The sequence below is a fragment of the Bacillus cereus group sp. MS39 genome, assembly GCF_040448665.1.
Classification (GTDB): domain Bacteria; phylum Bacillota; class Bacilli; order Bacillales; family Bacillaceae_G; genus Bacillus_A; species Bacillus_A wiedmannii.
Window position 1 is genome coordinate 1,911,443 of record NZ_CP123058.1, and the last position, 12,116, is coordinate 1,923,558.

Genomic DNA, 12,116 nt, shown 5'->3' on the forward strand with positions numbered 1-12,116 from the left:
AATAGTAAAATAATGGTGCGGGACACTAAAAAATGTAAGGTAGGGGAGAGCATGAAAGGCTATTCAAAAAAAGTGTTAGTAGGGGTAAGTTTTGCTAGTTTAATGTTAGGGAGTTTTCAAGGGAGCACATTGGCAGAAAGTAAAAAGGGAGAGCAAGTTTCTTATCGGAATGTGCTAAAAATGGAACCAGTTGGTGTGCAACTGCCAGTGCAAGAATTAGCTCATTCATCAAAAGTGCTTGAAAATAAGTCTTTTGAGAAAAGGCTACAATTTGCTGATTTGTCGCAAAGACCACCTGAAGTAAAAAAAGAAAGTAAGCAATTAGCTGCAGCGAAAACTTATACAATTGCTGAACTAAATCAATTAAGCAATCAGCAGTTAGTAGATTTACTTGTAACAATTGATTGGGAGCAAATTACGGGTCTATTTCAATTTAATAAGGATAGTCTTGCATTCTATCAAAATGATAGTAGGATGCAGGCAATTATTGATAAATTGAAGCAGCAAGGACAAGTTTATACGAAAGATGACTCCAAAGGGATTGAGACTTTAGTAGAAGTATTACGTTCAGGGTTTTATTTAGGATTTTATCATACAGAATTAAGTAAACTAAATGAGCGGAGCTATCATGATAAATGCTTACCTGCATTAAAAACGATTGCGAATAACCCGAATTTCAAACTCGGTACGTTAGAACAAAATAGAGTTGTATCATCATACGGAAAATTAATAGGAAATGCTTCGAGTGATGTGGAAACGATAACATCAGCTGCAAAGATTTTTAAACAATATAACGATAATTTTTCTACATTGGTAGACAATCTTTCAGCTGGAAATGCGATTTACGATATTATGCAAGGTGTTGATTACGACATTCAATCGTATTTGTACGATACGAGAAAAGCACCGAAAGATACAGTATGGTACCAAAAAATTGATAGCTATATTAATGAATTAAGTCGTTTTGCTTTAATTGGAACGGTGACAGAGAAGAATGGTTGGTTAATTAATAATGGTATTTATTATACAGGTAGACTTGGTACGTTCCATAGTACAGGAACGAAAGGATTGCAAGTTGTAACAGACGCGATGAAAATGTATCCGTATTTAGGAGAGCAATATTTCGTAGCGGCTGAGCAAATCGCGACGAATTATGGCGGGAAAGATGCAAATGGAAATGTTGTTAATTTAGATCAAATACGAGAAGACGGGAAGAAAAAGTATTTGCCGAAAACGTATACGTTTGATGATGGGGCAATTGTTTTAAAGGCTGGAGATAAAGTGACAGAAGAAAAAGTAAAACGTCTATATTGGGCGGCAAAAGAAGTAAAGGCACAATTCCATCGTACAGTTGAAAGTGATCAACCTTTAGAAAAAGGAAATCCTGATGATGTATTAACGATGGTTATTTATAATAGTCCAGCTGAATATCAATTTAATCGTCAATTGTACGGATATGAAACGAATAACGGTGGCCTTTATATAGAAGGAACAGGTACGTTCTTTACTTATGAACGTACGCCAGAAGAAAGTATTTATAGTTTAGAAGAATTGTTCCGACATGAGTTTACTCATTACTTACAAGGTAGATATGAAGTACCAGGGCTTTGGGGACAAGGTAAGATGTATGAGAATGAGAGATTATCTTGGTTTGAAGAAGGGAATGCGGAGTTTTTTGCGGGGGCAACGAGAACGGATAATGTTGTACCGAGAAAGAGCATTATAGGAGGAATATCTTCAAATCCAGCAGAACGTTATACGGCAGAGCGAACGTTAAATGCAAAGTATGGAACGTGGGATTTCTATAATTATTCCTTCGCTTTACAATCGTATATGTACAATAAGAGATATGATATGTTTGACAAAGTTCATGATCTTATTAGAAAAAATGATGTAACAGCATATGATGCATACCGTTCTACTTTAAGTAAAGATGCGAATTTAAATAAAGAGTATCAAGATTATATGCAAATGTTAGTCGATAACCGTGAGAAATTTAATGTTCCATTAGTATCAGATGATTATTTAGCAACTCACGTACCAAAACCAGTTTCAGATATTGCGGCAGAAATTACAGCAGAAGCAAAATTAAGTAATGTATCAGTTAAGAAAAATAAATCACAGTTCTTTAATACATTTACACTGCAAGGAACGTATACAGGTACTACTGCAAAAGGGGAATATGAAGACTGGAAAACAATTACACAAAACGTAAATGATACGTTAAAACGTTTAAGTGCAAAAGAATGGACAGGCTACAAAACAGTAACAGCTTACTTTGTGAATTATCGTGTGAATGCATCAGGGCAATTTGAATATGATATTGTGTTCCATGGTATGAATACAGAAGAAGGTGCTGTGAATAAAGCACCAGTTGCGATTATAAATGGTCCATATAGCGGAAATGTAAATGCAGCAATATCGTTTAAAAGCGATGGATCAAAAGATGAAGATGGAAAAATTGTTGCTTATAAATGGGAGTTTGGTGATGGTACTGTAAGCAATGAACAAAATCCAACTCACGTGTATACAACAGAAGGAACGTACACGGCAAAATTGACAGTAACAGACGACAAAGGATTAACGAATACTGTTACAACGAATGTAACGGTTCAAAAGAAAGAAGATAACAGTGTAGAAAAAGAGCCGAATAATTCATTCCAAACAGCAAATAAACTGCAATTAAATCAAGTTTTACGTGCTAGTTTAGGAAATGGTGATACGAGTGATTACTTTGAAATTAATATCGAAACGGCGAAAAACCTACAAATTAATGTAACGAAGGAAAATAATATCGGAGTAAACTGGGTTCTTTATTCAGAAGCGGATTTAAATAATTATGTTACGTATGCCCAGCAAGAAGGAAATAAGTTAGTAGGAAGTTACTACACGTATCCAGGAAAATATTATTTACATGTGTATCAGTATGGCGGGGGAACAGGGAATTATACGGTAGAAGTGAAATAGTAAAAAGGTCGCCGTGAGTGGCGACCTTTTTGTTACGCATAATAAAAAAATTTAAATGAAATTTATAAAAGTTTGATAGGCAATACCAAGGGAAAGTATCGTAGCTACCATATGTGCAGTCCATTTAGGCATACTTAAATTCAGTACGACATTATACAAGATTCCATATAAGGGGTCCTGCCGCATCCCCATCAAGCTAACAGAACAGATTGCCCCCTAAACGAAAATTTTGTGGCTTTTTTAGCGCGGAAGTTCATTATTATCGTTTTTTATGTTTCTTAACTTGATAGAGGTGTGGTGGATCCCTTTTTTAGAAGTAAATACTTTTAAAACCTTGAAGTATTTGAAAATCAATTTTATCTGCTTTTGTCCTTTGAATTATAAAATCTAATCCATTTTGGGTATTGTCCGCATATTTAGGCATTGCTTCAAGAGTATCTGTCAATGGTTTGTTGAAATCGTCCCAATGTATTGGAATAACAAGCTTCGGTTGTACTTTTCGTACAGATTGCTCGTAATACGTATTTTGGAAAGTACTTTCCTGCTTTCCTAATACCCCTATTCCTAAAAACAAGACATCAGCTCGAATATCATCTAATGCTCCTTCTATATAGTTAGCACTTGGTTTAACAAGGAAAGTTTTATTATTATGTGTAATCAAGTAATCATAAGAAGAGTCTTCATGATAATCTAGTGCTTTAGCAGGTTGTTTAAGTGTCTTTTTTTATTTTTTCTCCTTCATCAAAGGTTGGTGAATGTTTCGATGGAAGGACAGTAACAGTAAAATCACCAAACTTCATAGTCTTATTTACTTCATATACAGACATCTGGTTCGTATTTATATTACCACCAATACCTATGTTAATTGCTGATTCTGAACCATATACATGTGTTCCAGTTCGTTTAGCTATATAAACTAAATCAAACGCATGATCATAATATGTATGTGCAATAAATAATCCCTTAAGTTTATTACTATCAACCCCTATTTGATTAAAAACTTTATCCACAGTATCTTCATCTGTTTTTATATTGATGAACAATATTTTTGGTAAGGATGGCCTAGAAATAAAACCATCAATCATTAATTGTGTATTTCAAAAAACATTCTCCTTTCTAAACAAAAGATATTATTGTTTGCCTGTGCTAAATCCTCCTACTTGAGGCTACCACAAAGTATCTATAAAATTTAAAAAACGCCATCCTTTCCTATGATTCTACAGAAAGAATAGCGTATTTTTTCATATTAAGGAAATTTAGTTTTGTTAGCTTGATAGTGATGAAGTAGTACCAACAAAATGCGAATTTTGTACTCTAAGAAAAATTTGAATCCAATAAAAACTTTCTGTAAGGTTCATTCCCTACAACTTCATTTAGAAACTTATAAATTTATTATTTTTATCTTTATTTACTCATAAAATATCCAATTGTATAGATAATCCATAAGTGGACCGGATAGAAAATATAAAACATATATTTTGTAAATGCATTATTCACACCACGTTCGCCGTTGTATAAAAAGAAGAATGGTAATGCGAATACCATCATCCATTGGTTGTTAAAACCAAATAAACCCATGTCTGTGAAAATCTCTCCCGCCATAAGTAACGTTGGGACTTCCATTAATGAAAGTAATACATATGTGATAATTAACCACATTTTCTTTTCTCTAAAGAAATAGAAGATTAATGTCATGATGACGCCCATGAAACTTGCTTCTGTAAACATTCCTAATGTACCCACAATAATTGCAGTTGGGATTCCGAGTAAATAGTTTTTTGTACGTTTCGTATAATCAATGGCACATAATAATACTATCCCAAGCCCAAGTGATAAGAAAATATTATTTAATAATCCAGCCTCTGTCGGGAAGATATATTGAATAATCGCTGAACCAGCAAACATAATCGCTGCCCACATAAATACACGTGTAGCATACTTTGTACGATTTCGTGTATAGAAAAATCCTTCCACTACAAAATAGAAGAAAATGGGTGCTACAATACGCCCTGGATGATGCATCCACATTGGCATACCTGGAATGTAAGTATATACATGATCAATGACCATAAGAATCATTGCAAAAATCTTTAATTGAAAAGCATTTAACTTCATAAAATATAAAACCTCCAATTTATATATTACTCAAATACTATTAGTCCTCTAGGAAAACTATATTGTTTCTTACATCAACGATATACTTATATAAAGTTTCTATAGTAAGAGCATCTCTTATTTATCCAAGGGGTTCTTTTTCATGAAAAGAACCCCTTGAAAAGTATAATTTCAGGTATAATTTCTATGTTATTTTTAGATCAAGCACCTATATTATTAAAAACATGCATTGTTAATTCATAAGTTTTTTCAAATAACTTCGTCGAATGATGAAAAAGCTTATAACAAATAGCAATAAAAATATTCCTACGCCTATTGCTGTGACTCCATAAAGTGCTGATGAAAAATGGTTACGCATTGCAAGCATTATTCCACATAGAAGAATAGATGCAAGTGTAAACGGTACAAAAATTAAAGTTGCCAACTCCTTAGTCACAACAGCAACTAATTCTTTCACAGAAAAGCCAAGTTTTCGGATTCCTGTATATTTTTCTTTTTCTTCTTCAAATGACGTTTGCAGATAGAAATAAAGAATACTCATTGCCGCGCTCAAGAAGATAAGGCTCAACATGAAACCGATAAAGAATAGAAGACTCACTGTAGTTTTTTCAATCTCGTAAAAATTAATTTTAGAAGAAATTAGGCGCTCATTTGGTATTGTTGAAATTTTGGAAAGAATCGTTTCGGATAAGTCGAGTTTTTCTGTCCAATTATCAATTTCATAAGTAAATACTTTAAATACAGGATAGTCAATAGTTTCATAAACAACATCTGGGACGATATAGTACATTTTTTGGAAACCTGAAGTTAAAATATTTCGTTTCTCAAGGCCCGCATATTTAAGTTTTCCAAACGGGTAGTCACGAATAAATTCTATATTTGGAAGAGCATAGTTATTTCCTGCTGCAACATAGTATTCATCATCCTTTAGTGAAATTGTCTTATGAAAACCAAGGGCATTATAATTTGAAACTGACATAAAGCCAATATTATGATTTTTATCTGTTTTAAATGCAGAATAATATGCATCGTATTCACCTTGTTTTGCTAATGCATTTTCAATAAATGAAATATCTTTCTTTTCAACTTCAGGTGTATTACCTGAGAGTGAGATATATTCAAAGCTGTACGGATCTATTGATTCTGCTCTCGTATTTATATTGTAATAGGAACTGTACAGTACATTTGTACATAAAAATACACCTAGCAACAAGACTGTTAATAAATAGATAAGTTGGGAATGTGAGCGACCTTTGGCCTTTATGTTCGAAACGTAAAGCATATTTGTTTTTTTGTAATACGACGGTCGTTTTTGTAATACATGAATTGATACAAACATTCCCTGCGTGATAATAAAATATATGGCTAATAGCGAACTAACAAATAGTAAAATGTAATGGATGGTTCCAGATGATTCAACCCAATTCATTTCTAATATGAGCGATAGTGCTAAGAATACGCTGGTAATTACTGATAGTAACAACTTCCATGGTGCAGGCACAATTAATTTTTCCTGTGTTACATCTGCTTTTAACAGATGTACAGCTTCTTCTTTGTTAATAAAACGTGTTATAAATTTAGAAACGATACAGAATAAAATTGCAAATAAAATAATAGTTAATGCGATAGCCTGTATTGGTATATACATACCAAAGCTATTCACTTGTAACACCCTTTTGGTGACCATTAAAAACAACGGGGCGATTACAAGCCCAAGCACAATCGCTTTTATAATTGCTACACTAGCAATAAGCATATTTTCTCTGAACACCATCCTACGCACTTGCTTCATAGATGCTCCAGTAATCATAAAAATGCCAAGACTTTTGGTTTTCTTTTTCAAAAATGAAAACATCGAATAAATGATGAAAACGAATGAAAAAATATACACAATAAAGCTCGTGAGTATCATTACAAGGCTAAGTGTGCTTCCTGTTTGAATGCTTGCTAACATAGGATGAAATGCTACAATCGAAAATAAGAAAAATATCAAAATGGAAAATACACTGCTTAAAAAATAAGAAATATATGTCCATTTATCGCGCAAAATGTTTTGAAGGACAATATGATTAAAACTCATGCTGTCCACCACCTAAAAATGTAAGTGTGTCCATAATTTCTTGATAAAACTTCTGTTTATTATTGCCTCGATGCACCTCATTATAAAGAATACCGTCTTTTATAAAGATTACGCGATGTGCAAAACTAGCAACATAGGCATCATGTGTCACCATTAAAATAGCTGTGTTAAAGGTCTTGTTAATTGACTCAAACAATGTCATAACATCATTTACCGCTTTAGAATCTAGGTTTCCAGTTGGTTCATCAGCTAATAATAACCCTGGTTCATGAATAACAGCTCGAGCAATTGCCACACGCTGTTTCTGTCCACCTGAAATTTCAAATGTACGTTTCTTTAAAATTTCTTTAATACCTAAAAAAATTGCAACTTTCTCTAAACGTTTGCTCATTTCCTTAGCTTCTACAGAATCAAGTACCAAAGGTAATAAAATATTTTCCTCTACTGTTAAGGTATGAACAAGGTTAAAGTCTTGAAAGACAAACCCTAATTCTTTGCGACGAAACTTCGCTAGTTCATTATCATTTAATTCATAAGGATTTTTTGAATTAATTGTTACTGAGCCATTAGTTGGGCTATCGATTGTTGAAATGCAGTTAAGAAAAGTTGTTTTTCCACTACCAGAAGGCCCCATTACCGCAACAAACTCATTCATGTTTAAATTAAAATCAATACCTTTCAATGCCTGATAGGAAATTTCTCCTGTATATACTTTTTGAAGCTCTTTTACATTTAAAATGGTGTTTGACATCAGTACCTCACTCCTTTGTATCTTTCAGTATTTGATTATAGATGGGCCTTTTACTTCTTAACATCTTTCAACATGACAGCAATATGACAAAATTGTCACATTCAAAACGGCTACCTTATTTGGTAGCCGTTTCTATACTTCTTGAGAGGTCTATTGTAAATATTGTTTCATTATCTTTAGAATATAGATGGTATGGATGATTTAATGTAGTAAGAATACTTTTTACTAAATAGAGACCGATACCAGTTGCTTCTCCTTTTGTACGTCCTTTCGTTCCCGTGTAAAATAATTCAAAAACACGTTTTATTTCACTTTCAGGTATCGTTTCTCCTTTATTTTTAATAAGTAACTGCCCATTTTCATAGTGGATTATAATGGATGAGTATTTTTCTCCATATTTAACAGCGTTACTTAATAACTGGTAAACCACAACCTTTAGCCATTTACGATCTGAATAGAGAAATATATGCTCCGGTATAGTGCTCTTAGGAAAGATTTCTTCCTCAATAAAATAATCCTTTAAATCATTAATAACTTCCTGCACAATATGTTTTAACGGAATTGGTTCTATTTTTAAATCTGCTAATAATTTAGTAGAGCGACTATACGTTAGTAACTGATTTAAAGAGAAGTTTAGTTTATCGCACTCAACTTTTACTTTTTGCCATTCTGCAAGGGAATTTGGTTCCTTAAACTGATTAGATTGTATAAGCAGTTGAATGACAGAAAGTGGCGTTTTCATTTGATGGACAGCATGAGAAATCATTAATTGCTGATTATGTAATGAACTCTTATATTCCTCTTCTTTTGATAGAAATAAGGATTGAATATATTGCAACTGAGCTGCGTATGCTTTTTCGTATGAAGCTATTGGCTGATAAATCATAAGACTGTCCGTATGGATGCTCTTGTTCTCAATATGTGCATACATTTTTTTACGGCGTAAATAACGACAAAAAAGTAGTATGATTAATAGAGAGAAGGCTAGAAATATAAAATAGGTATAATGATTTTCAAAACCATCTAATCGATGAATCATAATTGGTAAGCTAATAAATGTAATGATATACAAAATAATAAAGCTCATATGGTCTTTTAAAAATAACTTCATGTGAGTTTCTCCGTTAATTGATAGCCAATTCCTCGTATAGTTTTAATTTCTAAAGTAGAATGAATGGCTTCTAATTTCTTTCGTACTCTTGCAATATTTACTGTTAAGGTATTTTCCTCAACAAATTCTTCCTCATCCCAAATGGCTGTAAGTAGTTGCTGTCTTGTTACAACATTAGGATACGCTTCAAAGAACATTGTACATAGCTGGAGTTCTTTTATTGTTAATAGCTCCTCCTGATTAGGTGTGCATAATCGTACAGTGTCCAGGTTTAAAGCTGTATTTCCTATTTTTATAATTTTCCCCTGTACATTTCTTGCATATTCGCCATATATACGACGAATTTGTCCATTAATTTTTGCAAGTATCACTCCTAATAAAAATGGCTTAGTAATAAAATCATCAGCCCCATTTTCAATGCCATACACTTGATCTGCCTCACTCATACGAGCAGAGAGAATCACAATAGGACAATTTGATATTTGTCTTATTTTACGGGACCAATAATAACCATCAAAAGCAGGAAGGGTAACATCCATTATGACAAGGTGGGGTTGAAAGTCTTGAAAAATTTCTAATACCTTTTGAAAATCTTCTACAATGAGGCAATGATATCCATATTTTTTAAGATGTTTTTTTAGCGTATATGCTATATTCATTTCATCTTCAACAATCAATAATTTATACATTTCATCCTCCGATTTATTTATTAACTTTGTCTCATACCTTATTTTAAACCATTATTGCTTTTGCTCAAAATGAGGGCAGTCTTATACTATATGGGTTGGGACCAAATGTCCATCAAGCTTAAGATCTTGAAGGTACCCCATCGCCATCAAGCTAAAAAATTGTATCCATAAAAAGTAAAAAACGCTATTCTTTTTGTAGAAATATACAGAAAGGATGGCGTTTTTGTATGAATCTATCGATTCAAGATGAGTTTCATTTATTCGCTGAAGAACTACAGAGATTCCTATCTCCAAGTATCCTTCAACAGGTCGCACAGGAGACGGGTTTCGTAAAACGTAAAAGTAAGTATGGCGCACGAGATTTGGCCGCTTTATGTATTTGGATTAGTCAACACGTAGCAAGTGATTCTCTCACTCAATTATGTAGTCAGCTTTATGCAAATACAGCTACACTCATAAGTCCAGAAGGACTGAATCAACGCTTTAATCCAGCAGCTGTCGCATTTCTTCGAGAAGTTTTTACTTCTCTTCTCACACAAAAACTCTGTTCAAATCACTCACTTTCTGCACATATAATCTCTACTTTCAATCGTATCCGTATTCTAGATGCAACAGTGTTTCAACTGCCGGATCAATTCGCCACTGACTATCAAGGTTCAGGTGGGAGTAGTAATAAGGTAGGCGTGAAAATCCAATTGGAATATGATTTACTTAATGGTCAATTCCTTAACGTGCAGCTTGGACCAGGAAAAAATAATGATAAAACATATGGTACCATCTGTCTTAAAACCGTAGAAGCAGGCGATTTGTGTTTACGTGATCTTGGTTACTTCGATTTAGGAGACTTACAAGCCATTCATGATAAAGAGGCTTACTATATCTCGCGGTTGAAGTTGAATACACGCATTTATATCAAGAACCCTGAACCAGAATACTTCAACAATGGTACGTTAAAAAAGCAAACAGAATACATCCAGCTTGATATGACACAAATGCTGACTGGTCTAATCCCTGGTGAAACGATGGAAATCCCCAAGGCATACATTGGCCAAAATCAGAAACTTCCAGCACGTGTCATTATCCATCGTTTAACCGATGATCAAACACAAACACGTCTGAAAAACCAAGCGATACGTGAAAAGAAAAAAGGCATTGTCATGAAGGATAAAAGTAAACGTTTAATGGGTATGAATGTATATATCACGAACACGTCTCTAGAAGGAGTACCAACGAACTACGTGCACTCACTGTATTCACTTCGTTGGCAGATTGAAATTTTGTTTAAGACGTGGAAGTCATTCTTTGAAATTGATGAATGTCAAAATATAAAAAGAGAACGCCTAGAGTGCCATTTATATGGACAACTCATCGGCATTCTCCTCTGTTCTTCTACGATGTTTCAAATGCGTCAGTTTCTGTTTGAAAAGAAAAAGCAAGAGCTGAGTGAATATAAAGCAATTTATATGATTAAAGATTACTTTCCATTACTGTTTCAAGCGATAGCCGTTGGCACAGAAGAACTTTTAAAAATTCTGCATTCTCTTTATCAACTGCTCAAAAAGAACGGTCGTAAATGTCATCGGTATAAGAAGATGACCGTCTTTGATATTCTAGGGATTGTGTATAAAACGACAGTGAAGAATAGACAAGCTGCCTAGCGAAAAAATCGCGTTTTAATAGGCTTCTTTAGCATGCCTACTTTTTTATCACTTGCCAGTTTTGAAACAAGGATCAATTCGTACCTAGTAATTTATTTAGTTAGCTTGATGGGCATGGGGTCCTGCCGACAAAACGCGGAAATTATACGCTAAGCAACTTCTAGCAAAGAAAAAACCGATTTCCTGTACGCTAAGGAAATCGGTTTTTAGCTTAGTGATGAATTTATAGTTGTTTTCTTAACCTGGGGCCAAACAGCTACTTTGGTATAAATTGTGGTTTCAAAATATGGATGCCCTTATAGAGTATATAGCTAGTAGTAGAGCGAAATTATGCTATTATCTTTTTAGCCATTCGATAATTAGTTAATTTAATGCCCTTACGTTCTATAATTTGTGAACAGATTACTTGGTACCCTTTGTGTTTAAAGAATGGCTTGGCAGTAATACTGGCCTCTGTGATAATCTCTAAAAAGTTTAATCTTTTTGCCTCTAACTCAAGCATATCAACAAGAGCTGAAGCTATACCTTTCCCTTGATAATCTTTATGAACATAAAGCCTATCAGGGGTTCAGCCGAGATACGTGTAAAAACGGGTCATAAGATGTAATATATTTCCATTATTGGTTTTTTAGTTAAAAATATCTACCTCATGGTTAACAAAAAGCTGATTACCTATGCGCTATAAATGAACTGCCCCCAATTGTTAAACAAAACCTAGCAATTGGGGGCAGTTCATAGTTATCAT

At 33.7% G+C, this 12,116-nt stretch carries 7 protein-coding genes and 2 pseudogenes; 2 read left to right on the plus strand and 7 right to left on the minus strand.

Going from position 1 to position 12,116, the window contains the following annotated elements; genetic code table 11:
• The first annotated feature begins 51 nt into the window (after nucleotides 1-51).
• Nucleotides 52-2,967: a collagenase ColA gene (colA, locus tag QEP67_RS09950; RefSeq protein WP_000679574.1), complete on the plus strand. Its 2,916-nt coding sequence runs from the start codon at nucleotides 52-54 to the stop codon at nucleotides 2,965-2,967.
• Between the two features lie 310 nt (nucleotides 2,968-3,277).
• Here colA and QEP67_RS09955 read toward each other — a convergent pair.
• From QEP67_RS09955 to QEP67_RS09980, 6 genes and pseudogenes are all read right to left on the minus strand, one after another.
• Nucleotides 3,278-4,064 (minus strand): annotated as a pseudogene (locus tag QEP67_RS09955) (MBL fold metallo-hydrolase); the annotation flags it as partial.
• Nucleotides 4,065-4,371: 307 nt separating this feature from the next.
• Complete coding sequence (locus QEP67_RS09960; RefSeq protein ID WP_048565930.1) at nucleotides 4,372-5,082, minus strand: TraX family protein; 711 nt, start codon at nucleotides 5,080-5,082, stop codon at nucleotides 4,372-4,374.
• Nucleotides 5,083-5,314: 232 nt separating this feature from the next.
• Nucleotides 5,315-7,162, minus strand: coding sequence for an FtsX-like permease family protein (locus QEP67_RS09965; protein ID WP_000009437.1), 1,848 nt, complete (start codon nucleotides 7,160-7,162; stop codon nucleotides 5,315-5,317).
• On the minus strand, nucleotides 7,152-7,913 hold the full coding sequence (locus tag QEP67_RS09970; RefSeq protein WP_000072383.1) for an ABC transporter ATP-binding protein: 762 nt from the start codon (nucleotides 7,911-7,913) through the stop codon (nucleotides 7,152-7,154). Before QEP67_RS09970 ends, QEP67_RS09965 begins: the two co-directional genes overlap by 11 nt.
• A 115-nt stretch (nucleotides 7,914-8,028) precedes the next feature.
• Entirely contained in the window at nucleotides 8,029-9,024 is a 996-nt protein-coding gene (locus tag QEP67_RS09975) for a HAMP domain-containing sensor histidine kinase (RefSeq protein WP_000765295.1), read from the minus strand.
• Nucleotides 9,021-9,713 (minus strand): response regulator transcription factor, encoded by a 693-nt coding sequence (locus QEP67_RS09980; RefSeq protein WP_000277460.1) that lies wholly within the window; start codon nucleotides 9,711-9,713, stop codon nucleotides 9,021-9,023. Before QEP67_RS09980 ends, QEP67_RS09975 begins: the two co-directional genes overlap by 4 nt.
• A 227-nt stretch (nucleotides 9,714-9,940) precedes the next feature.
• Between QEP67_RS09980 and QEP67_RS09985 the strand changes: the two genes are divergently transcribed.
• On the plus strand, nucleotides 9,941-11,371 hold the full coding sequence (locus QEP67_RS09985) for an IS4 family transposase (protein ID WP_001053936.1): 1,431 nt from the start codon (nucleotides 9,941-9,943) through the stop codon (nucleotides 11,369-11,371).
• A gap of 328 nt (nucleotides 11,372-11,699) precedes the next feature.
• Here QEP67_RS09985 and QEP67_RS09990 read toward each other — a convergent pair.
• Nucleotides 11,700-11,933: pseudogene (locus tag QEP67_RS09990) on the minus strand (GNAT family N-acetyltransferase); the annotation flags it as partial.
• Nucleotides 11,934-12,116: the final 183 nt, after the last annotated feature.

What these genes read in the sequence shown, in the direction of transcription:
- colA (WP_000679574.1), top strand. Translation starts at nt 52, where the DNA reads ATGAAAGGCTATTCAAAAAAAGTGTTAGTAGGGGTAAGTTTTGCTAGT.
- QEP67_RS09960 (WP_048565930.1), bottom strand. Translation starts at nt 5,082, where the DNA reads ATGAAGTTAAATGCTTTTCAATTAAAGATTTTTGCAATGATTCTTATG.
- QEP67_RS09965 (WP_000009437.1), bottom strand. Translation starts at nt 7,162, where the DNA reads ATGAGTTTTAATCATATTGTCCTTCAAAACATTTTGCGCGATAAATGG.
- QEP67_RS09970 (WP_000072383.1), bottom strand. Translation starts at nt 7,913, where the DNA reads ATGTCAAACACCATTTTAAATGTAAAAGAGCTTCAAAAAGTATATACA.
- QEP67_RS09975 (WP_000765295.1), bottom strand. Translation starts at nt 9,024, where the DNA reads ATGAAGTTATTTTTAAAAGACCATATGAGCTTTATTATTTTGTATATC.
- QEP67_RS09980 (WP_000277460.1), bottom strand. Translation starts at nt 9,713, where the DNA reads ATGTATAAATTATTGATTGTTGAAGATGAAATGAATATAGCATATACG.
- QEP67_RS09985 (WP_001053936.1), top strand. Translation starts at nt 9,941, where the DNA reads ATGAATCTATCGATTCAAGATGAGTTTCATTTATTCGCTGAAGAACTA.